Origin of the sequence: Burkholderia sp. Ed8, from assembly GCF_040761425.1 — a bacterium.
GTDB lineage: Bacteria > Pseudomonadota > Gammaproteobacteria > Burkholderiales > Burkholderiaceae > Burkholderia > Burkholderia seminalis.
In genome coordinates this window covers 3,610,976-3,631,987 of the sequence record NZ_CP142886.1, presented here as the reverse complement: position 1 = coordinate 3,631,987, position 21,012 = coordinate 3,610,976, and the positions used below count along the sequence as shown (strand labels likewise).

Sequence of the window (21,012 nt, the reverse complement as noted above, 5' to 3'; positions counted from 1 at the left end):
CCGCATCCACCGGTTTTTCATCACACCCGCGCGACGTATGATTCGGCCACTTTCGTGGATCGAATGCGCATCGGGCATACGCAAACGGATTCAATGACCCTCGGGCTGTGTGATGAAAAGAAAAGCTTCAAGAGGCTGGGCGGCGCTGATGTCGATCGGCGCGGCGTTGAGCCTGTCAGGCTGTAATTTAGATGTACTAAATCCGAAAGGTAGCGTGGGCGCCGCCGAAAAGGCGCTGATCGCGACGTCCACCTGGGCGATGCTGGTCGTCGTCGTGCCGGTGATCCTGCTCACGCTGTGGTTCGCGTGGCGTTATCGCGCATCGAACCGGAACGCGACCTATGCGCCGAACTGGTCGCATTCGACCGCGATCGAGGTCGTGATCTGGACGGTGCCGACGCTGATCATCCTGTTCCTTGGGGTGCTCACGTGGAAGACCACGCACGAGCTCGACCCGTACAAGCCGCTCGAGTCGTCGGTGAAGCCGATCGACGTCGAGGTCGTCGCGCTCGACTGGAAGTGGCTGTTCATCTATCCGGAGCTCGGCATCGCGTCGGTCAACCAGCTCGCGATTCCGGTGGGCACGCCGGTGAATTTCCGCATCACGTCGGATTCGGTGATGAACTCGTTCTTCATTCCGCAGCTCGGCGGCCAGGTCTATGCGATGGCCGGGATGCAGACGCGCCTGCACCTGATCGCCGACGAACCCGGCAACTACGCGGGCACTTCCGCCAACTTCAGCGGCCGCGGTTTCTCCGACATGAAGTTCCGCACGCTCGCGGAGCCGCGCGAACAGTTCGATGCCTGGGTGCAGAAGGTCAAGGCGTCGCCGGACCGGCTCGACGCGACCGTGTACGGCACCGTCGCGCAGCCGAGCGAGAAGGCGCCGGTGCGCTACTTCTCGTCGGTCGATCCGCGGCTCTTCCACAACATCATCGCGAAATACAACGATGGCCACGTCCTCGACCTGAAGGACGCCGCCTGCGGCACGAAGGGGTAACGCATGTTCGGCAAACTCACACTTTCGGCGATCCCGTTCGATCAGCCCATCATCATGGGGGCAGGCGCCTTCATGGGGCTGGTCGTGCTGGGCATTCTCGCCGCGCTGACGATCACCGGCCGGTGGAAATGGCTGTGGACGGAATGGCTGACCACGGTCGACCACAAGAGACTCGGCGTGATGTACATCATCGTCGCGCTGATCATGCTGCTGCGCGGCTTCGCCGACGCGATCATGATGCGCATGCAGCTCGCGCTCGCGTACAACGGGCCCGGCTACCTGCCGCCGCACCACTATGACCAGGTCTTCACGGCGCACGGCGTGATCATGATCTTCTTCATGGCGATGGTGTTCATGGTCGGCCTGATGAACCTGATCGTGCCGCTGCAGATCGGCGCGCGCGACGTCGCGTTCCCGTTCATCAACTCGCTCTCGTTCTGGATGACGGCCGTCAGCGCGATCCTGATCAACGTGTCGCTCGTGATCGGCGAATTCGCGCAGACGGGCTGGCTCGCGTACCCGCCGCTGTCGGAGCTGCAGTTCAGTCCGGGGGTAGGGGTCGACTACTACCTGTGGGCACTGCAGATCTCGGGCGTCGGCACGCTGCTGACCGGCGTGAACTTCTTCGTGACGATCATCAAGATGCGCGCGCCCGGCATGACGCTGATGAAGATGCCGGTGTTCACGTGGACCGCGCTCTGCACGAACGTGCTGATCATGGCATCGTTCCCGATCCTGACCGCGACGCTCGCGCTGCTCGGCCTCGACCGTTACCTCGGCATGCACTTCTTCACGAACGACGCCGGCGGCAACGCGATGCTGTACCTGAACCTGATCTGGGCGTGGGGCCATCCGGAGGTGTACATCCTGATCCTGCCGGCGTTCGGGATCTTCTCGGAAGTGATCGCGACGTTCGCGAAGAAGCCGCTGTTCGGCTACAAGACGATGGTGTACGCGACCTGCGCGATCATGGTGCTGTCGTTCCTCGTGTGGCTGCATCACTTCTTCACGATGGGCTCGGGGGCGAACGTGAACGCGTTCTTCGGGATCATGACGATGATCATCGCGATCCCGACCGGCGTGAAGGTGTTCAACTGGCTGTTCACGATGTATCGCGGCCGGATCGAATTCACGACGCCCGTGCTGTGGACGATCGGCTTCATGGTCACGTTCACGCTCGGCGGCATGACCGGCGTGATGATGGCGATTCCCGGCGCGGACTTCGTGCTGCACAACAGCCTGTTCCTGATTGCGCACTTTCACAACGTGATCATCGGCGGCGTGCTGTTCGGCTATCTCGCGGGCTTCAACTACTGGTTCCCGAAGGCGTTCGGCTTCAAGCTGCACGAGAAGCTCGGCAAGGCCGCGTTCTGGTTCTGGCAGATCGGCTTCTACGTCGCGTTCGTGCCGCTCTACGTGCTCGGCTTCATGGGCATGACGCGCCGCCTGAACCACTACGACAACCCGGCCTGGCATCCGTGGCTGCTGGTCGCCGCGTTCGGCGCCGTGCTGATCGCGATCGGCATCGCGTGCCAGCTGCTGCAACTGGTGGTCAGCATCCGCAATCGCCACCTGCCCGAGTACCGCGACACGACGGGCGATCCGTGGGGCGGCCGCACGCTGGAGTGGGCGACGTCGTCGCCGCCGGCCGACTACAACTTCGCGGTGATCCCGCAGGTGCGCACGCTCGACGCGTACGCGGACATGAAGGCACGCGGCGAAGGGCGGCCGAACCCGGCGACGTTCCGCGACATCCACATGCCGTCGAATACCTGCGCGGGTCTCGTGATCGCGATCTTCAGCCTGGTGCTCGGCTTCGCGCTGGTGTGGCACATCTGGTGGATGGCGATCGGCGGACTCGTCGGGATCATCGCGACGCTCGTGATCTACAGCTCGCGCGATAACGACGGTTATTACATCCCCGCGTCGACGGTGCGGAAGATCGAGGACAAGCAGCCGACGACGCGCACGGCCGCGCGCGTCGACGACGTGGAACTGGAGGCCAACTGATGTTGCAGAAAACCTTGAGCGCAACCCTGCTCGAGCACGACGACCATCCGCCGTCGCATTCGGTGTTCGGTTTCTGGCTGTACCTGATGACCGACTGCGTGATCTTCGCGGCGCTGTTCGCGACGTTCGCGGTGCTGGGCCACCAGTACGCGGGCGGCCAGACCGCGAAGGAGCTGTTCGACATTCCGGGCGTCGCGGTGGAAACCGCCGCGCTGCTGCTGTCGAGCATCACGTACGGTTTCGCGATGCTCGCGGCGTACAAGCAGCGGCGCGGCGCGCTGCTCGCATGGCTCGCGGTGACGTTCGTGCTCGGCGCGGCGTTTCTCGCGATGGAACTGCGCGAGTTCTCGCACCTGATCGCGGAAGGCGCGGGCCCGCAGCGCAGCGCGTTCCTGTCGGCGTTCTTCACGCTGGTCGGCACGCACGGGCTGCATGTGACGGCCGGCCTGCTGTGGATGATCGTGCTCGCCGGGCAGATCGTGTTCCGCGGCGGCGACCTGACCGATCGCGACCTGCGGCGCCTCACGTGCCTGAGCCTGTTCTGGCACTTCCTCGACATCGTGTGGATCTGCGTGTTTTCCTTTGTCTATCTCGCGAGCGTGATCTAAATGGCCCATTCGCATTCGTCTCAACTCGAAGAAGGGCACGGCAGCGTCGGCGGCTACGTCGCCGGCTTCATTCTGTCGGTGCTGCTCACGGCCGCGTCGTTCGGCCTCGTGATGGGCGGCGTGCTGTCGCCGCATGCGTCGCTGATCGCGCTGGCCGTGCTCGCCTTCGTGCAGATCGTCGTGCACCTCGTGTACTTCCTGCACATGAACGGCTCGTCGGGCCAGCGCTGGAACGTGATGGCGTTCAGCTACACGGTGCTGACCGCGGCGATCCTGATCGTCGGCACGTTGTGGGTGATGCACAACGTCAGCATGAACATGATGTCGCGTTGAGCGGCGTCGCGGCGCGGCGGTCGATATCCATGCGCGCTCATGACGAAAAGGCGGCACTCGCGTGCCGCCTTTTTCATTTCTCCCCCGGCCGCGTTGCGCCGGGCCGTGCGCGGTCAGTGCCGCACGCCGGCGTCGGCCGTCAGCGCATGGGTGCAGTCCGCGCGGTATTCGGCGGCGAGGCGCTGCTTCGCATCGTCGAGATCGTCGGGGTAGTAGGGGCTCGCGTGAGCCGGGTTGTAGCCGACCTGTTCGAGCTCGGTCAGTTCGCGCACGAGGTCCGCATGCGTGACGTCGTGGCCCGTGTGAACGAACGGGTACGCACGACATTCCTGCGGGGTGAGGCGGGGGCCCGCGAACGCGGCGGTGCTGGCGCATGCGAGCAGCATGCAGGCGACGGTGGTCGACAGTTTCATCCGGTGGCTCCTGGTTGCGCGGCTCGATGCCGCATGACGTCAGCGTAGGCGGCCCGCACGACGAGGCGGGCGACGCACGGATGAAACATGTTTCACGCGTGCTGGTCGCGGCGCGGGATGAAGCATTTTTCATGTAACGCCGGACGGCGCGCGCGTCGCCTACGATAGTCGCGGGCGCGTCGTGTGCGCCCGTCGCGACGTTCATTGAGAGGACAATCATGCGAGTACTGACGGTCGAGGACGATGCGGTGACCGCGAACGAGATCGTCGGCGAGCTGACCGCGCGCGGGTTCGAGGTCGACTGGATCGACAACGGCCGCGAAGGGATGATGCGCGCGATGAGCGCATCGTACGACGCGATCACGCTCGACCGGATGCTGCCGGGCGCGGACGGCCTCGCGATCCTGACCGCGATGCGCACGGTCGGCATCGATACGCCGGTGCTGATGCTGAGTGCGCTCGGCGATGTCGACGAGCGCATCCGCGGGCTGCGCGCGGGCGGCGACGATTACCTGACGAAGCCGTTCGATTCCGGCGAGCTGAGCGCGCGCATCGAGGTGCTGCTGCGCCGCCGGCAGGCATCGGGCGTGCCGCAGCAGACGCTGCTGAAGGTCGGCGCACTCGAGCTCGACCTCATTTCGCGCTGCGCACGGCGCGGCGGCGACGAGATTCCGCTGCTGCCGACCGAATTTCGCGTGCTCGAGTTCATGATGCGCAACGCGGGCCAGACGATCACGCGCACGATGCTGTTCGAGACCGTGTGGGGTTATCACTTCGATCCCGGCACCAACCTGATCGACGTCCACATGGGCCGGCTGCGCAAGAAGATCGATCCGCCGGGCGCGGAACCGATGATCCAGACGGTGCGCGGCTCGGGCTACATGCTCGCGTGACGGAGGCGGCGATGGACACGGCTCGCGCGGCGAATTTCACGCGCCGCTGGCATACGACGACGTTTCGCTGGCTGTGCGCGTATGCGGCGATCTTCTCGGTGTCGCTGCTGCTGCTCGCGGGCGTCATCAACGCGGCGGCGACACACACGATGACGCACGACACCGACGAGGTGCTCGCGTGGCAGCTGATCTATTTCGATTCGATCCCCGATGCGGCGCTGCCGCTCGCGATCCACCGGCGGCTCGAGCACGAGCGCATGCATACGAGTTTCTACGGGCTGTTCGACGCGGCCGGGCATCGCGTGGCCGGCGACATCGCGACGCTGCCCGCGCTGCGCACCGATCGCGACGGCCGCACGCTGAACCGCACGCTCGCGCCGCTCGACGGCCAGCCCGCGCCTATCACGCGCGCGATGGCCGTGCGCCGCGACAACGGGATGACACTGGTCGTCGCGCGCGACCTGTCGCATTTCATCCAGATTCGCGATGTCGCGATCCGCGGGCTCGTGATCGGCGGCGTGATGATCCTGATCGCGGGCATCGCGGGCGGCAGCATGCTCGGCATGCGGCAGATGCGCCGCGTTGCCGCGATCCGGCGCGTCACGCGGCAGATCGCCGAAGGCGATCTCGGCAAGCGGCTGCCGGTCGGCCGCTACGACGAACTCGACCTGCTCGCGCATCTCGTGAACCACATGCTCGACGAAGTCGAGCGGCTGATGGGCGAGGTGCGCCATACCTGCGACGGCATCGCGCACGACCTGCGCACGCCGCTCGCACGCGTGCATACGATGCTGGCGCGGCTGGCCGACCAGCCGTTCTGCGCGGACGATCCTGCGTCGGCGGCACTGCTGGCGTCCGCGCGCGACGAAACCGACCGGCTGCTCGAACGCTTTCGCGCGATGCTGCGCATCTCGGAGATCGGCACGCTGAGCCGGCGCGGCGGCTTTGCCGCGGTCGACGTCGCGGCGTTGCTGCGCGACGTGTGCGACCTCTACGAGCCGCTGGCCGAAGCCGTCGACGTGTCGTTCGAACTCGATGCCGCACGCGTCGACGGCATTCACGGCGACCGCGCATTGCTGTTCGAGGCGTTCAGCAATCTCGCGGACAATGCCATCAAGTTCACGCCGCCGGGCGGGCGCGTGCACGTCGTGCTCCACACGACGCCGAACGGCCCGCTCGTCCGGTTCGAGGACACCGGTCCGGGCATCCCGCCAGGCGAGCGCGACGCGGTGCTCGAACGCTTCTATCGCGGCGAGCGCACGCGCCACGTGAACGGGTCGGGGCTCGGCTTGAGCGTGGTGTCGGCCGTGATGCGCGTGCACGATTTCGCACTGCGGATCGGCGATGCGCAGCCGGCCGGCACGGCGATCACGGTCGAATGCTGGCCGCGCTCGCTCGCGTGACGGCGCCGGGGAGCGATCGATGCGCATCCTGCTGATTGCTCCGTCGACGCCGGAGGCCGCGCGGCTCGGCAAGGCGTTTCGCGAGAGCATGCACGGCGTCGAGCGGGTCGACGGATGGCGCGACGGCTGCTTCGCGGCGACGCAGGACCGCTTCGACGCCATCGTGATCGTTGCACCCGATGCGGCGGCCGATCCGGCGATCCTCACGGGATTGCCGCACCTTGCCGTGTCGGCCGGCGGCGCGACGATCGCCGCGATCGTCACCGGCGCCACGCCCGTGCAGCGCGCGCGGATGCTGCAGGCCGGGTGCGACGTGTGTCTTGCCCATCCGTGTTCGTTCGTCGAGCTGCACGAACGGTTGCGCGCGCTGTGGCGCCGGACCGGCGCGATCGGGACGCGCGAGCCGGTCCGGCTCGACGCGGCGACGCGAGCGCTCGAGGAGCACGGCAGGCGGCTCGCGCTCAGTGCGCGAGAATTCCGTCTCGTCGAATGCCTGCTGCGCGAATCGGGCCGGCCGGTCGGGCGCGACGCCGTGCTGCGTTACGCATGGGGCGACGCCGATATCGAACCCGAAACGGTCAATGCGCTGGTCGTGCGGTTACGGCGCAAGCTGGCCGCCCACGCATTCTCCGCGCGAATCGAGACCGTCGCGCGATTCGGGTTCAGGTTCGACGCGGGCGGATGACGGCGCGGTAGCGCGTTGCGTGCGACGAGCGCAGGCGTGCCGCGCGTCGCGCGACACGTCCGTGTGCGTGCAGTCAGTGCGAATACAGGTCGCGGTTGAGTTGCGCGAGCTGCCCGTCGCGTTCGGCGTGGACGAGTTCGCGATAGACCTGCGCGCGCGTGAGCGGCGCGGCTGGCGAGGCCGTCCATGCCGGTCGCGACGGCAGCGGTGCGGGTGCGGCCGACGCGAACGTGTGTGGTGCGGTCGCCGCGGCGGGCGGCATCGCGCTGGCCCGGCCGGGCAACGTGACGCAGAGGGCGCAGAGGAGGGAGGTGAACATCAGGGTCTTCATGGCGCGGTCCTTTTCAAGTGACAGTAGCCGGTGACGTGATGGCGATGCCGGCAGGCACCACGTTATCGGGCGCGCCCGTGCGGGCGCCGGGCGCGCCGATGAAGAAACGTTCATGAACGCGTGCCGTGCCAGCCGCCGCCGAGCGCGCGCACGAGCCCGACGGATGCCTGCAGGCGTCGCGCATCGGCATCGAGCGACGCGATCTGCGTATCGAGTTCGGTCGTCTGCGCCGTGACCACGTCGAGATAGCTGACCGCGCCGTCGCGATAGCGCGACATCGCGAGTGCGAGCGACTGCCGCGCCGCGACGAGCGCCGCGTCGTCCTGGTCGGATTCGTCGCCGAGGCGGTGCAGCAGCGCGAGATCGTCCTCGACTTCCCGGAATGCCTGCAGCACGACGGCGCGATAGCGCGCGCCCTGCTCGGCGAATTGCGCACGTGATTTGCGTACGCCCGCGGCGCGCAGGCCGCCGTCGAATAGCGTCGCCGCGAGACGCGGCCCGATCGACCAGATCTCGTTCGGCGCGGCGAGCCACGGCGAGAACGTATCGCTCTGGAAGCCGGCAGCGAGGCCGAGCGACAGGTCGGGGAAATAGGCGGCGCGGGCGACGCCGATCCGCGCGTTCGCCGCCGCGACGCGACGTTCGGCGGCGGCGATGTCCGGCCGGCGTTCGAGCAGCGTCGACGCGAGGCCGGTCGGAATCGCCGGCACGCCGGGCAGCGCCGCGACGGGCGGCAGCGTGAACGTCGACGCGGATGTGCCGACGAGCGCGGCGATCGCGTGTTCGTCGAGTGCGCGGCGGGCGGCGATGTCGGAGGCGCGTGCCCGGGCGAGCGCGAGTTGTGTCCGTGCGCGCGACACGTCGAGCCCCGACGCGAGGCCGCCGCGATGACGGCTGACCGTGAGTTGCCACGCGCGGCGATACGTGTCGATCGTTTGCGTGAGCGTGGCTGCTTCGCGGTCGAGGCCCGCGAGGTCGAAGTAGGTGGCGGCCACGCTGGCCTGCAGGCTGAGCCGGACCGACGCGAGATCGTCGTCGGCCGCCTGCGCGTCGTCGCGGCCGGCCGCGACCGTGTTGCGGACCTTGCCCCACAGATCGACGTCGTAGCCGATGCCGGCTTCGAGCGTGTTCGACTCGTACACGTCGGGCTGGCCGCTGCCGCGCAGCGGCCGGCGCGCCGACTGCCGGTCGCGGTCGGGTTCGGCTTCGATACCCACGCTCGGCAGCAACGCCGCATGCGCTTCGTCGAACAGCGCGGTCGCCTCGTCGTGCCGCGCGACGGCGGCCGCGAGGTCGGGATTCGCGCGTGCGACGAGCGGTTCGAGCCGGTCGAGCGTCGCGTCGCCGTACACGCGCCACCAGCCGTCGCGCGGCAGGCGGTCGGCCGGCGCGGCATCGACCCACGGGCCCGTTTCGCGAAACGCGGCCGGCACCGGAACGGCCGGCACGCGGTAGGCCGGTGCGAGCGAACAGCCGGCGAGCAGCGCGATGCTGCCCAGCCACGCGGCAAGCAGTCGGTCAGCCATGTGCGTGCTCCGTCGTCGCGGTGCCGGCGATGCGTACGGGGTCGCCGTCCGCGAGCGAATCGGGCGGATTGTCGATCACGCGATCGCCGGCCGCGAGTCCCGAGGCGATCTCGACGCGCGTGCCGAGATCGGTCGCGATCGACACGTTGCGCAACCTCGCATGCCCGTTCGCGTCGAGCACCGCGACCTGCAACCCGTCGTGGCGGAAGATCAGCGTACTGGCCGGAATCGTCAGCGCATGCGCGGCGCCGGGCATCGCAAGCCGCACCTGCGCGTATTCGCCGGGAAAGAGCGTGCCCGCCGGATTGGCGATCGAAAACTGCGCGAGCAGCGTGCCGGACGCCGGGTCGATCGACTGCGCGGAATCCGCGAGCGTGGCGTCGAACGTCTGGCCCGGGCGCTCGGGTACGGTCAGCACGGCCTGCATGCCCGCGCGGATCGCGGCCGCGTCGTCCTGCGGCACGTGGACGTACAGCCGCAGTCGCCGCGCATCCGACACGGTGAAGAGCTCGGCGCCGTTGCCGCTGCCCGCGTCGATCAGCGCGCCGACGTCGGTCTTGCGGGCCGTCACGACGCCGTCGAACGGCGCGGTGAGCCGCTTGAACGATTCGAGCGCTTCGAGCCGCCGTACGTCGGCGGTGCGCGCGGCGACGGCCGCGCGTTTCGCATCGAGGTCGCTGCGTTTCTCGTCGGCCTCCTGCTGCGACACCGAATCCTGCGCAAGCATCTCGGCCCAGCGGGCGGCCGTGATCGCGGCGAGCCGCTCGTTCGCGCTCGCGCTTTGCAGGTCCGCGCGGGCCTGCTGCAACTGCTGGTCGAGATCGGGCGTGTCGATCGACGCAAGCAGCTGGCCCGCCTTCACGTGCGCGCCGATGTCCGCGTACCACGCATGCAGGTAGCCCGGCACGCGTGCGTAGATCGGGGCGTCGACATAGGCGTCGAGCCGGCCCGGCAGCACGAGTGCGTCGGCCGCGGCCGGCCGCGGCGCGACCGTGGCGACGGTCGGGATCGCTTGCTGCGCGGTCCACGCGGCGACCGCATGGGCATCGTGCACGCGGGCGAGGACGCCGGCGGCCGCGACCGCGAGCGCGGCGACGGCGCCTGCGATCGCGAGCGGCTTCAGGTAGCGCGGCGTGCCGGGGGGACGGACTTCGAATTCAGTGGACATGCTGTTCTCCCGGAGTGACGGAAAGGGATTCGGGGCGCGGCGCGCGATCGCGCCGGTGGACGAGGCTGAACACGACCGGCACGAACACCAGCGTCGCGACGGTCGCGCACAGCAGGCCGCCGATGACCGCGCGGCCGAGCGGGGCGTTCTGTTCGCCGCCGTCGCCGAGACCGAGCGCCATCGGCGCCATGCCGATGATCATCGCGAGCGCGGTCATCATCACGGGCCGAAAGCGCGTGAAGCCGGCCTCGAGCGCGGCGACGGCCGCGTCGGCGCTGTGCGCGAGCCGTTCGCGCGCGAAGGTGACGACGAGGATGCTGTTCGCGGTCGCGACCCCCATGCACAGGATCGCGCCCGTCAGCGCCGGCACCGACAGCGGCGTGCGCGTGACGAACAGCATCCAGACGATGCCGGCGAGCGCCGCGGGCAGCCCGCTCACGATCACGAACGCGTCGCGCCACGAATGGAAGTTCACGACGATCAGCAGGTAGATCAGTAGCACCGCGCCGGCGAGGCCGGCGAGCAGTCCGCCGAATGCGCCGTTCATCGTCTGCACCTGGCCGCGCACGGTCACGCGCGAGCCCTTCGGCAGGCCGGCGGCATTCGCGCGCAGCACGCGTTCGATGTCGGCGCTGACCGCGCCGAGATCGCGATCCTGCGTCGTCGCGAAGATGTCGTACAGCGGTGCGATGTCGTAGTGCGAGACGACCGCGTCGGTCTGACCGCGCACGATCGTCGCGAGGCCGCCGAGCAGTTGCGGGGCGCCCGTGCGGCCCGTGACGGGCAACGCGCGCAGGTCCGACAGCGACGTCATCCGGTACTGCGGCGTCTGCGCGACGATCGGATAGGACACGCCGTTGTGCGGATCGAGCCAGTAGGTCGGCGACACCTGGCTCGTGCCGGACAGGCTGGCGACCACCGCATTGGTGACGTCCTGCTCGGTGACGCCGAGCTGCGCGGCGCGCGCGCGGTCGACCGACACCGTGAACTGCGGATAGGTCGACGCCTGCTGCACGCGCGCATCGGCGACGCCCGGCACCGTGCGGATGCGGCGCAGCAGCTCGGTCGCGTACGCGCGGTTGGCTGCCCGGTCGGGGCCGGTCACCTGCACGTCGATCGGCGCCGGGGCGCCGAAGTTGAGGATCTGGCTCACGATGTCGGCGGGCAGGAACGAGAACGTCACGCCCGGAAACGCGTGCGGCAGCGCGGTGCGCAGTTGCTTCACGTAGCCGGCCGTCGGCGCGTGGTCGCCGGTGAGCGACACGAGGATGTCGCCGTCCTGCGGGCCGATCGTGCCGCTGTTGCTGTACGTGAGGTTGATCCCGCTGTTCGGCAGGCCCATGTTGTCGACGATGCTCGCGAGTGCGCGCGGCGGCACGACGCCGCGCACCGTGCGTTCGACGCGGTCGAACAGCGCGGCCGTTTCCTCGATGCGCGTGCCGATCGGTGCGCGCACGTGGATCGCGATCTCGCCCGAGTCGACCGACGGGAAGAAATTGCGGCCGAGCCCCGGCACCAGCACGAACGACACGGCGACCGCGGCGAGGAACAGTGCGACGAAGCGGCCGCGGTGGGCGAGGGCCAGCCCGAGCACGACGCGGTAGCCGGCGCGCAGCGCGGCGAAGCGGCGTTCGAAGCCCTGCTGGAACGCGACGAGCGGATTGCGTGCGCGCGGCGGCGCGAACGGCGCGCCGTGCGGCGCGAGCACGGCGGCCGGATGGGCGGCATGCGGCTTCAGCAGGTAACGGGCCATCATCGGCACGAACGTGCGGGACAGCACGAACGACGCGATCATCGCGAAGATCACGGCTTCGGCCATCGGCACGAACAGGAAGCGCGCGACGCCGTCGAGCAGCAGCATCGGCACGAACACGATGCAGATGCACAGCAGCGACACGAAGGCCGGCGCGACGATCTGCGACGCGCCGTCGAGGATCGCGCTGCGCACGTCCTTGCCCTGTTCCAGGTGCCAGTTGACGTTCTCGATCGTGACGGTCGCGTCGTCGACCAGAATACCGACGGCGAGCGCGAGCCCGCCGAGCGTCATCACGTTGAGCGTCTCGCCCGCGGCCGCCAGCGCGGCGATCGCCGCCAGCACCGCGAGCGGGATGGACGCGGCGATGATCAGCGTCGAGCGCCAGCTGCCGAGAAACAGCAGGATCATCGCGGAAGTGAGCGCCGCGGCGATCAGGCCTTCGCGCGCGACGCCGCTCACGGCGCCCTTGACGAACACCGACTGGTCGCCCATCACGACGAGCCGCAGCGACGGCGGCAGCGTCGCCTCGATGCGCGGCAACTGCGCCTTGACGCCCGCGATGATGTCGAGCGTCGACGCCGAGCCGCTTTTCAGCACGCTCATCAGCACCGCGCGGCGGCCGTCGACGCGCACGATGTTGCCCTGCGGCGGAAAGCCGTCGCGGACATGCGCGACGTCGCGCATGAAGATCACCGCGCCGTTAACCGTCCGGATCGGCAGCGCGTTGAGCTGGTCGATGGTCAGCGGGCTGTCGTTGAGGCGGATGTTGTATTCGAAGCCGCCGATCTTCTGCGTGCCGGCCGGGATGATCTGGTTCTGCTGCGCGAGCGCGGTCGCGACATCCTGCGCGGACAGCCCCTTGGCCTGCAGCGCCTGCGGGTCGAGGTCGATCTGCACCTGGCGCACCTTGCCGCCGTACGGCGACGGAATCGCGACACCCGCGACGGACAGCAACTGCGGCCGGATCACGTTGGTCGCGTAGTCGCCGAGCTGCTGTTCGTTCAGCGTGTCGCTCGTCAGCGCGAGCTGCAGCACCGGTACCGTCGACGCGTTGTAGTTGAGGATCTGCGGCGGCGTGGTGCCGGGCGGCATCTGCTTGAGCACGGTTTGCGAGATCGACGTGACCTGCGCGGTCGCGGTGCGGATGTCGACGCTCGGCTGGAAGAAGATCTTGACGATCCCGAAGCTGCGGAACGATTGCGACTCGATGTGCGCGACGTCGTTGACCGTCGTGCCGAGCGTGCGCTCGTAATACGTGACGATGCGCCCGGACATGTCGGCCGGCTGCAGGCCCGCGTAGTTCCATACGACGCTGATGACCGGGATCCGGATGTCGGGAAAGATGTCGGTCGGCGTGCGCAGCGCGGCGAGCGGCCCCGCGATCAGGATCAGCAGCGCGAGGACGATGAACGTGTAGGGGCGCGCGAGCGCGAGTCGGACGAGTTTCAGCATCGGCGAGGTCTCCGCCGGCGCGGGGCGCCGGCCTGTCAGCAAAGTGCCGAAGCGTGGCGGGCGCCCGATCCGGCTCGCGCAGTGTGCGAGGCGGCGCTTAACGCCGGGCGCGAGGCAGGATGAAAGATGTTTTAGGAAAGGGCACGGCGGGGGCGGACGGGCGCCGATTGTTACAAGACGTTAGCGCGGGCTTTCCGTTGCGATGTGACGCATCAGTTCTTACAAACTTGAAATATGCGGAGGCGGGGCTTGCCGTTATAGTCCAGTCACACATGACACAACCAGAAGAGGAATCCATGAAGACCTTGCGTGTTGCCTCGCTCTTGACCGGTATGACGGCCTTGCTCGTGTCGGGCGCAGCAATGGCGGGAGTCAATGTCGGGATCAACGTCGGCGTGCCGGCGCCGGTCTACGTCGCGCCCGCGCCCGTGTATGCGCCGCCGCCCCCGCCGCCGGTCGTCTACCAGCCTGCGCCGGTGTATGCGCCGGCGCCCGTGTACGCGCCGGGACCGGCGATCGTGATCGGCTGGCACGGCGACCGCTACTGGGACGGCCGCCGCTACTGGGGCCGTGACGACTGGTATCGCCACCATGGCGGGCGTCCCGGCTGGGACCGCGGTCACGGTCACTGGGACAACGGTCGCCACAACGGCTGGCGCTGATACGGCGCGGTGCGCGCGCGTGACGCGTGCGCGCCGTCTGCCCGTCAACAAGACCGGAAACCGCCCGCGTGGCGGTTTTCTTTTGGCCCGGCCGATTGAATGGGTAGAATCGTCCCACGTTACTACCCTCATTCGACCGACAGGGCCTCTATGACGAAGGGTTCGCCCCGGGCCGCCGCCGTGCGGGCCGGTTCCGGCGCGCTGCGTGCCGTACGGGCTGCCGGCCGCGCGGCCGCGGCGTTTGCGCTATGCACCGCGCTGGCCACGCCGGCCGCGCACGCGGCCTATGCGATCGCGCAGTACGGCGAGCCGAAGTATCCGCCGGGTTTCAAGCATTTCGACTACGTCAACCCCGATGCGCCGAAGGGCGGCACGCTCGTGCTCGCGAACCCGAACCGGCTGACGTCGTTCGACAAGTTCAATCCGTTCACGATGCGCGGCAATCCGGCGCCGGGCATCGACATGCTGTTCGAGAGCCTCGCGACCGGCAGCTCGGACGAACCGGCATCCGCCTACGGGCTGCTGGCCGACGACATCGACGTCGCGCCCGATCGTCGTTCGGTCACGTTCCACCTGAATCCGCGCGCGCGTTTCTCGAACGGCGATCGCGTCACGGCCGACGACGTCAAGTTTTCGTTCGATACGCTGAAGAGCAAGCAGGCCGCGCCGCAGTTCGGCGCGTATTTCGCGGAAATCGCGAAGGCCGTGGTGGTCGATCCGGCCACCGTGCGCTTCGAGTTCCGCAGCGCGAACCGCGAGCTGCCGCTGATCGCCGGCGGCGTGCCGGTGTTCTCGCGCAAGTGGGGCGTGCGCGCGGACGGCTCGCGCATCCCGTTCGACCAGCTCGCGTTCGAGCAGCCGATCGGCAGCGGCCCGTATCTGATCGAGCGCTACGACAACGGCCGCACGATCACCTATCGGCGCAACCCCGCGTACTGGGGCGCCGACCTGCCGGTGCGGATCGGCACCAACAACTTCGAGCGGATCGTCTACAAGCTGTACGGCGACGGCGTCGCGCGGCTCGAGGCGTTCAAGGCCGGCGAATACGACGTGCTCGTCGAGTACATCGCGCGCAACTGGACGCGGCGCGACGTCGGCAAGCGTTTCGACAGCGGCGAGCTCGTCAAGCGCGAATTCCGCCAGCACAACGGCGCCGGCATGCAGGGTTTCTTCATGAACCTGCGCCGTCCGCTGTTTCGCGACGCGCGCGTGCGCCAGGCGCTCGACCTCGCGTTCGACTTCGAATGGCTGAACCGCCAGCTGTTCTACAGCGCGTACACGCGCCTCGACAGCTATTTCGCCGACACCGACCTGCAGGCGACCGGCATGCCGGGCGAGGGCGAGCTGAAGCTGCTCGAGCCGCTGCGCGCGCAGCTCGATCCGGCCGTGTTCGGCCCGATGGTCACGCAGCCGGACACGAATCCGCCGGGTTCGCTGCGCGCGAACCTGCTGAAGGCGCGCGCATTGCTCGCGCAGGCCGGCTGGACCTATCGCGACGGCGCGCTGCGCAACGCGAAGGGCGAGCCGTTCGCGTTCGAGATCCTCGACGATGCGGGGGGCGCGATGGAAGGCGTCGTGACCGCGTACCAGCGCAACCTCGCGAAGCTCGGCATCGCCGTACGTTTTCGCACGGCCGATTTCGCGCTGCTGCAGAAGCGTCTCGACGCGTTCGACTACGACATGACGACGATCCGCCTGCCGGGCGTGCAGGTTCCGGGCGCCGAGCAATATTCGCGTTACGCGAGCAAGTTCGCCGACGAGCCGGGCTCCGACAACCTTATCGGGCTGAAGTCGCCGGCCGTCGACGCATTGCTGCACGCGCTCGGCACCGCGCAGACGCGCGAGGATCTGCTCGACGCGACGCACGCGCTCGACCGCGTGCTGATGCACGGCTACTACGCGGTGCCGCAGTGGTACAGCACGACGCACCGGATCGCCTACAAGCGCTCGCTCGCCTATCCGCAGACGCTGCCGCTGTACTATTCGGCCGAAGGCTGGGTCGTGTCGACTTGGTGGGCGAAGCCCGATCACTGACCCGCACCCGCCTTTCGTCCAATCGCCCAACCGATCACGAGTCGACGCCCTATGTGGAGCTACATCCTCAAACGCCTGCTGCTGATGATCCCGACGCTCGTCGGCGTGCTGACGCTGACGTTCGCGGTGATCCAGTTCGTGCCGGGCGGCCCCGTCGAGCAGGCCGTGCAGGAATTGCGCAAGGGCGCGACGGAGCAGGGCGCGGTGCCGTTCGGCATGCGCGCGCACACCGGCGTCGACGCGCAGCAGCTCGCGCAGCTCAAGGCGCTGTACGGGTTCGACAAGCCGCCGCTCGAACGCTACTGGCTGATGCTCAAGCGCTTCGCGCGCTTCGATCTCGGCGACAGTTACTTTCGCCACCAGAGCGTGTGGTCGCTGGTCGTGCAGAAGCTGCCCGTGTCGATCAGCATCGGGCTGTGGACCTTCTTCCTCACGTACCTGATCTCGGTGCCGCTCGGCATCGCGAAGGCCGTGCGCAACGGTTCGCCGTTCGACGTCGCGACCAGCCTCGTCGTGCTCGTCGGTTATGCGATCCCGGGTTTCGTGCTCGGCGTGCTGCTGCTCGTGCTGTTCGGCGGCGGCTCGTTCTGGCAGCTCTTTCCGCTGCGCGGCCTCACGTCGGACAATTTCGCGCAGCTGTCGCTCGTCGGCAAGGTGCTCGACTACCTGTGGCACATCGCGCTGCCGATCACGGCGTCGGTCGTCGGCAGCTTCGCGGTCGTCACGATGCTCACGAAGAACGCGTTCCTCGACCAGATCCGCCGGCAATACGTGCTGACCGCGCGCGCGAAGGGGCTCTCCGAGCGCAGCGTGCTGTGGAAGCACGTGTTCCGCAACGCGATGCTGCCGCTGATCGTCGGCTTCCCGGCTGCGTTCATCGGCGCGTTCTTCACCGGCAGCCTGCTGATCGAGACGCTGTTCTCGCTCGACGGCCTCGGGCTGCTGTCGTACGAGTCGGTCGTGCGGCGCGACTATCCGGTCGTGCTCGGCACGCTGTACCTGTTCACGCTGATCGGGCTCGCGACCAAGCTGCTCTCCGATCTCTGCTACGTGTGGGTCGATCCGCGCATTCAATTCGACAACCTGGAACGCTGACATGAAACGATCCATTCGCATGCCCGGCGTGATCGGGCGAGGGGCGCGATGAACCGGGCCGTCGCGTCATCCCGCATCGACGCCGCGCGCGCGCGCGTGTCGCCGTCGCCCGCGCGCCGCGTGTGGCAGCGCTTCAGGCAGCAGCGTCTCGGCTACTGGAGCTTCGTGATCTTCGTCGTCGCGTTCGCCGCGAGCCTCGCGGCGCCGCTGTGGTCGAACGACAAGCCGCTCGTCGTGCGCTACGACGGCCAGACCTATTTCCCGATGTTCCATGCGTATCCGGAAACGACCTTCGGCGGCGATTTCCCGACGCCGGCCGACTATCTCGATCCGTACGTGCGCAAGCGGCTCGAGGCGCCCGGCAACTTCGTCGTCTATCCGCCGAATCGCTATTACTACGACACGCTGAACTACTTCTCGAACGTGCCGAACCCGGCGCCGCCGTCGCGCGAGAACTGGCTCGGCACCGACGCGCAGGGGCGCGACCTGCTTGCGCGGCTCGTCTACGGGTTTCGCATCTCGGTCGAGTTCGGGCTGATCCTGACCGTGATCGGCACGCTGCTCGGGATCGCCGCGGGTGCCGTGCAGGGCTTCTTCGGCGGGCGCATCGACATCGTCGGGCAGCGGCTGATCGAGATCTGGAGCTCGCTGCCCGAGCTGTACCTGCTGATCATCTTCGCGTCGATCTTCGAGCCGAGCTTCCTGCTGCTGATCGTGCTGCTGTCGCTGTTCGGCTGGATCGGGCTCGCCGACTACGTGCGCGCGGAGTTCCTGCGCAACCGCACGCAGGACTACGTGCGCGCGGCCCGCGCGATGGGGCTCACGAACTGGCAGATCATCTGGCGCCACGTGCTGCCGAACAGCCTCACGCCGGTGATCACGTTCCTGCCTTTCCGGATGAGCGGCTCGATCCTCGCGCTCACGAGCCTCGATTTCCTCGGGCTCGGCGTGCCGCCGCCGACGCCGAGCCTCGGCGAATTGCTCGCGCAGGGCAAGGGCAACCTCGACGCGTGGTGGATCTCGCTGTCGACGTTCGGCGTGCTGGTCGCGACGCTGCTGCTGCTGACCTTCATGGGCGATGCGCTGCGCAATGCGCTCGACACGCGGATCGCCGATTCGGTGCGCGCGGCGGGAGGGCAGCGATGAGCGAGCCGACCGTATCGACGCAGCACGAGCCGCTGCTGTCGCTCGAGCATCTGCGCGTGCGCTTCGGCGACACGGTCGCGGTGGACGACGTGACGCTGGCGATCGGCCGCGGCGAGCGCGTCGCGCTCGTCGGCGAGTCGGGTTCCGGCAAGAGCGTGACCGCGCTGTCGATCCTGCGGTTGCTGCGCGACGCGGAGGTCAGCGGCGCGATCCGCTTCGCGGGGCAGGACCTTTCGACCAGGAGCGAGCGCGAGATGCGCGGGCTGCGCGGCTCGGACATCGCGATGATCTTCCAGGAGCCGATGACGGCGCTCAACCCGCTGTATACGATCGGCGTGCAGATCGGCGAGACGATCGTGCTGCACGACGGCGTCTCGGCCGTCGAGGCGCGCAAGCGCGCGATCGCGCTGCTCGCGCGCACGGGCATCGCGGAGCCGGACCGGCGCGTCGACAGCTATCCGCACCAGTTGTCGGGCGGCCAGCGGCAGCGCGCGATGATCGCGATGGCGCTCGCGTGCCGGCCGCGGCTGCTGCTCGCCGACGAGCCGACCACCGCGCTCGACGTGACGATCCGCGCGCAGATCGTCGACCTGTTGCTGGAACTGCAGCGCGAGGAAGCGGAAAAGCGCGGGATGGCGATCCTGCTGATCACGCACGACCTGAATCTGGTGCGGCATTTCGCCGAGCGCGTCGCGGTGATGGAGCATGGCCGGCTCGTCGAGAGCGGGCCGGTCGAGCGGATCTTCGCGCAACCCGAGCATCCGTATACGCAGCGGCTGCTGAACAGCCGGCCGCAGCGCACGGTCATGCCGGTGATGCCGATCGCGCCCGTCGTGCTCGATGCGCGGCACGTGAGCGTGCAGTTCGCGCGCAAGCGGCCGGGTTTCGCGGGCTGGTTCGGCACGGTGCCGGTGACGGCCGTCGCCGACGTGTCGGTGTCGGTGCGGCAGGGCGAGACGCTCGGCATCGTCGGGGAATCCGGGTCGGGGAAGTCGACGCTCGCGATGGCGCTGCTCGGGCTGCAGAAGACGGCCGGCGGCGAGATCGAATTCCAGGGGCGCGCGCTGTCGAGCTATCGCGGCCGCGAGCAGACCGCGCTGCGCTCGAACATGCAGGTGGTCTTTCAGGATCCGTTCAGTTCGCTTTCGCCGCGTCACACGATCGAGCGGATCGTCGGCGAGGGGCTCGAACTGCATCGCCCGGACATGACGCCCGACGCGCGCCGCGCGAAGTCGCTCGCGGTGCTGCGCGAGGTGGGCCTCGACCGCACGGTGCTGCAGCGTTATCCGCACGAATTCTCGGGCGGCCAGCGCCAGCGGATCGCGATCGCGCGGGCGCTGGTGCTGGAGCCGCGGATCCTGATCCTCGACGAGCCGACGTCGGCGCTCGACGTGTCGATCCAGCAGCAGGTGCTGAAGCTGCTCGCGAATTTGCAACAGAAATACAACCTCGGCTATGTGTTCATCAGCCACGACCTGGAAGTGATCGGCGCGATGGCGCACCGCGTCGCGGTGATGCAGGGCGGCGCCGTCGTCGAGTCGGGGGACGTGTCCGACATCTTCGCGAGACCGTCACATCCTTACACACAAAAGCTGTTGAAAGCGGTCTGGAAAGCGTGATAGGCGTCCAATGGTCTGATCATCTCGATTGTATTTATTAATTTGTTTTGACAAACGATTACGCGCTGGCTAGTATCGACCGAAATTTTCCGCCAATCAGCTGATTTTTAAGCACATTCCATCGACCAATGCAGCATCGATCCCTGACCCAGGCATGCGCGCGCACCATCGCCGGGCTATTCATCGGCGCCCTGTTCGCAGCAGCTCCCGGCGCGTTCGCCGACGAAGTCAGCAGTTTTAACCAGAATGTCACCAATTCGACTCAGATCGGGTCGGGTTCCTCCCTCCAGCAGGCCAGCACGCAGCCGTCGAGCGGCGGCGCGAAGTCGTTCCTCGCCGGCATGGCCGGCAAGGCGGGCGACGTGGTCGTCGGCGCGCTGAACATGATCGGCGTGCGTTATCGCTGGGGCGGCAACTCGCCGGATTCGGGCCTCGACTGCAGCGGCTTCGTCCGCTACGTGTTCCAGGACACGCTCGGCATGTCGCTGCCGCGTCGCGCGGAAGAGATGAGCCGCGTCGGCGAGAAGGTGAGCATGAGCAACCTGAAGCCGGGCGATCTGGTGTTCTTCAACACGATGCGCCGTACGTTCTCGCACGTCGGCATCTACATCGGCGACAACAAGTTCGTGCACTCGCCGTCGACGGGCAGCACCGTTCGCGTCGACGATCTCGACAGCGGCTACTGGGAAAAGCGGTTCACCGGCGCGCGCCGCATCGAATCGGAATTCCCGGCGATGAAGCCGGAAGACCTGCGGCGCGTGCGCGCGACGATCGGCGACGATTCGGCGAACGGCAACAACTGACGTTCGCCGGTCGGTCGGACCGGAAAAACCCTGTCACCGAAAGGCGGCAGGGTTTTTTGTTTTTGGGGCCGGCGT

The 21,012-nt window shown here is 68.0% G+C and carries 18 protein-coding genes; 13 read left to right on the top strand and 5 right to left on the bottom strand.

Translation table 11 applies throughout. From position 1 onward, the window contains the following. Positions 1 to 112: 112 nt before the first annotated feature. The 4 genes from cyoA to cyoD are packed head-to-tail and all read left to right on the top strand — an operon-like array spanning position 113 to position 3,951. Entirely contained in the window at positions 113 to 1,000 is an 888-nt protein-coding gene (gene cyoA / locus VXM69_RS30710) for a ubiquinol oxidase subunit II (RefSeq protein WP_034188896.1), read from the top strand. 3 nt (positions 1,001 to 1,003) lie between these two features. Next, positions 1,004 to 3,010, top strand: a complete 2,007-nt coding sequence (gene cyoB, locus VXM69_RS30705; protein WP_367189724.1) for a cytochrome o ubiquinol oxidase subunit I — start codon at positions 1,004 to 1,006, stop codon at positions 3,008 to 3,010. Beyond that, positions 3,010 to 3,618, top strand: coding sequence for a cytochrome o ubiquinol oxidase subunit III (gene cyoC, locus VXM69_RS30700; RefSeq protein ID WP_034188894.1), 609 nt, complete (start codon positions 3,010 to 3,012; stop codon positions 3,616 to 3,618). Before cyoB ends, cyoC begins: the two co-directional genes overlap by 1 nt. Beyond that, the gene (gene cyoD / locus VXM69_RS30695; RefSeq protein WP_011352504.1) at positions 3,619 to 3,951 is read left to right on the top strand and encodes a cytochrome o ubiquinol oxidase subunit IV; all 333 of its coding nucleotides are present in this window, start codon (positions 3,619 to 3,621) and stop codon (positions 3,949 to 3,951) included. A gap of 113 nt (positions 3,952 to 4,064) precedes the next feature. Here cyoD and VXM69_RS30690 read toward each other — a convergent pair whose 3' ends face one another. Continuing rightward, a complete protein-coding gene (locus VXM69_RS30690) occupies positions 4,065 to 4,364 on the bottom strand; it encodes a DUF4148 domain-containing protein (protein WP_034188893.1) in 300 nt (99 codons plus the stop codon). Positions 4,365 to 4,582: 218 nt separating this feature from the next. On the opposite strand from VXM69_RS30690, the gene VXM69_RS30685 reads away from it, so the two are divergent. From VXM69_RS30685 to VXM69_RS30675, 3 genes are read left to right on the top strand one after another with little or no spacing between them, the layout of a single operon-like run. Continuing rightward, positions 4,583 to 5,257 carry a response regulator transcription factor gene (locus VXM69_RS30685; protein ID WP_034188892.1) on the top strand — a complete coding sequence of 225 codons (675 nt, stop codon included), beginning with the start codon at positions 4,583 to 4,585 and terminating at the stop codon, positions 5,255 to 5,257. Positions 5,258 to 5,268: 11 nt separating this feature from the next. Next, positions 5,269 to 6,660 carry a HAMP domain-containing sensor histidine kinase gene (locus VXM69_RS30680; protein WP_034188991.1) on the top strand — a complete coding sequence of 464 codons (1,392 nt, stop codon included), beginning with the start codon at positions 5,269 to 5,271 and terminating at the stop codon, positions 6,658 to 6,660. Positions 6,661 to 6,679: 19 nt separating this feature from the next. Continuing rightward, positions 6,680 to 7,345, top strand: a complete 666-nt coding sequence (locus VXM69_RS30675; RefSeq protein ID WP_069706664.1) for a winged helix-turn-helix domain-containing protein — start codon at positions 6,680 to 6,682, stop codon at positions 7,343 to 7,345. A gap of 73 nt (positions 7,346 to 7,418) precedes the next feature. Here VXM69_RS30675 and VXM69_RS30670 read toward each other — a convergent pair whose 3' ends face one another. The 4 genes from VXM69_RS30670 to VXM69_RS30655 all read right to left on the bottom strand — a co-directional run bounded on the left by VXM69_RS30670 (position 7,419) and on the right by VXM69_RS30655 (position 13,578). Continuing rightward, positions 7,419 to 7,676, bottom strand: coding sequence for a DUF4148 domain-containing protein (locus tag VXM69_RS30670; protein ID WP_367189723.1), 258 nt, complete (start codon positions 7,674 to 7,676; stop codon positions 7,419 to 7,421). A gap of 110 nt (positions 7,677 to 7,786) precedes the next feature. Next, positions 7,787 to 9,202 carry an efflux transporter outer membrane subunit gene (locus VXM69_RS30665; protein ID WP_367189722.1) on the bottom strand — a complete coding sequence of 472 codons (1,416 nt, stop codon included), beginning with the start codon at positions 9,200 to 9,202 and terminating at the stop codon, positions 7,787 to 7,789. Then, positions 9,195 to 10,370: an efflux RND transporter periplasmic adaptor subunit gene (locus tag VXM69_RS30660; protein WP_124609706.1), complete on the bottom strand. Its 1,176-nt coding sequence runs from the start codon at positions 10,368 to 10,370 to the stop codon at positions 9,195 to 9,197. The genes VXM69_RS30665 and VXM69_RS30660 overlap by 8 nt, the downstream gene beginning before the upstream one ends. Continuing rightward, entirely contained in the window at positions 10,360 to 13,578 is a 3,219-nt protein-coding gene (locus tag VXM69_RS30655; RefSeq protein WP_367189721.1) for an efflux RND transporter permease subunit, read from the bottom strand. The genes VXM69_RS30660 and VXM69_RS30655 overlap by 11 nt, the downstream gene beginning before the upstream one ends. Before the next feature lie 296 nt (positions 13,579 to 13,874). Between VXM69_RS30655 and VXM69_RS30650 the strand changes: the two genes are divergently transcribed. The 6 genes from VXM69_RS30650 to VXM69_RS30625 all read left to right on the top strand — a co-directional run bounded on the left by VXM69_RS30650 (position 13,875) and on the right by VXM69_RS30625 (position 20,937). Then, the gene (locus VXM69_RS30650; protein ID WP_034188887.1) at positions 13,875 to 14,240 is read left to right on the top strand and encodes a hypothetical protein; all 366 of its coding nucleotides are present in this window, start codon (positions 13,875 to 13,877) and stop codon (positions 14,238 to 14,240) included. A gap of 150 nt (positions 14,241 to 14,390) precedes the next feature. Then, positions 14,391 to 16,274 carry an extracellular solute-binding protein gene (locus VXM69_RS30645; RefSeq protein ID WP_367189720.1) on the top strand — a complete coding sequence of 628 codons (1,884 nt, stop codon included), beginning with the start codon at positions 14,391 to 14,393 and terminating at the stop codon, positions 16,272 to 16,274. A gap of 51 nt (positions 16,275 to 16,325) precedes the next feature. Then, positions 16,326 to 17,369, top strand: a complete 1,044-nt coding sequence (locus VXM69_RS30640; protein ID WP_034188885.1) for a microcin C ABC transporter permease YejB — start codon at positions 16,326 to 16,328, stop codon at positions 17,367 to 17,369. A 48-nt stretch (positions 17,370 to 17,417) separates the two neighbouring features. After that, a complete protein-coding gene (locus VXM69_RS30635; RefSeq protein ID WP_034188884.1) occupies positions 17,418 to 18,515 on the top strand; it encodes an ABC transporter permease in 1,098 nt (365 codons plus the stop codon). Next, positions 18,512 to 20,134, top strand: coding sequence for a dipeptide ABC transporter ATP-binding protein (locus tag VXM69_RS30630; RefSeq protein ID WP_343727427.1), 1,623 nt, complete (start codon positions 18,512 to 18,514; stop codon positions 20,132 to 20,134). The genes VXM69_RS30635 and VXM69_RS30630 overlap by 4 nt, the downstream gene beginning before the upstream one ends. Positions 20,135 to 20,262: 128 nt before the next feature. Next, positions 20,263 to 20,937: a C40 family peptidase gene (locus VXM69_RS30625; protein ID WP_034188882.1), complete on the top strand. Its 675-nt coding sequence runs from the start codon at positions 20,263 to 20,265 to the stop codon at positions 20,935 to 20,937. The last annotated feature ends 75 nt before the right edge of the window (positions 20,938 to 21,012 follow it).

Coding starts and splice junctions, on each gene's coding strand:
- cyoA (WP_034188896.1), top strand. CDS start 113: ATGAAAAGAAAAGCTTCAAGAGGCTGGGCGGCGCTGATGTCGATCGGC.
- cyoB (WP_367189724.1), top strand. CDS start 1,004: ATGTTCGGCAAACTCACACTTTCGGCGATCCCGTTCGATCAGCCCATC.
- cyoC (WP_034188894.1), top strand. CDS start 3,010: ATGTTGCAGAAAACCTTGAGCGCAACCCTGCTCGAGCACGACGACCAT.
- cyoD (WP_011352504.1), top strand. CDS start 3,619: ATGGCCCATTCGCATTCGTCTCAACTCGAAGAAGGGCACGGCAGCGTC.
- VXM69_RS30690 (WP_034188893.1), bottom strand. CDS start 4,364: ATGAAACTGTCGACCACCGTCGCCTGCATGCTGCTCGCATGCGCCAGC.
- VXM69_RS30685 (WP_034188892.1), top strand. CDS start 4,583: ATGCGAGTACTGACGGTCGAGGACGATGCGGTGACCGCGAACGAGATC.
- VXM69_RS30680 (WP_034188991.1), top strand. CDS start 5,269: ATGGACACGGCTCGCGCGGCGAATTTCACGCGCCGCTGGCATACGACG.
- VXM69_RS30675 (WP_069706664.1), top strand. CDS start 6,680: ATGCGCATCCTGCTGATTGCTCCGTCGACGCCGGAGGCCGCGCGGCTC.
- VXM69_RS30670 (WP_367189723.1), bottom strand. CDS start 7,676: ATGAAGACCCTGATGTTCACCTCCCTCCTCTGCGCCCTCTGCGTCACG.
- VXM69_RS30665 (WP_367189722.1), bottom strand. CDS start 9,202: ATGGCTGACCGACTGCTTGCCGCGTGGCTGGGCAGCATCGCGCTGCTC.
- VXM69_RS30660 (WP_124609706.1), bottom strand. CDS start 10,370: ATGTCCACTGAATTCGAAGTCCGTCCCCCCGGCACGCCGCGCTACCTG.
- VXM69_RS30655 (WP_367189721.1), bottom strand. CDS start 13,578: ATGCTGAAACTCGTCCGACTCGCGCTCGCGCGCCCCTACACGTTCATC.
- VXM69_RS30650 (WP_034188887.1), top strand. CDS start 13,875: ATGAAGACCTTGCGTGTTGCCTCGCTCTTGACCGGTATGACGGCCTTG.
- VXM69_RS30645 (WP_367189720.1), top strand. CDS start 14,391: ATGACGAAGGGTTCGCCCCGGGCCGCCGCCGTGCGGGCCGGTTCCGGC.
- VXM69_RS30640 (WP_034188885.1), top strand. CDS start 16,326: ATGTGGAGCTACATCCTCAAACGCCTGCTGCTGATGATCCCGACGCTC.
- VXM69_RS30635 (WP_034188884.1), top strand. CDS start 17,418: ATGAACCGGGCCGTCGCGTCATCCCGCATCGACGCCGCGCGCGCGCGC.
- VXM69_RS30630 (WP_343727427.1), top strand. CDS start 18,512: ATGAGCGAGCCGACCGTATCGACGCAGCACGAGCCGCTGCTGTCGCTC.
- VXM69_RS30625 (WP_034188882.1), top strand. CDS start 20,263: ATGCAGCATCGATCCCTGACCCAGGCATGCGCGCGCACCATCGCCGGG.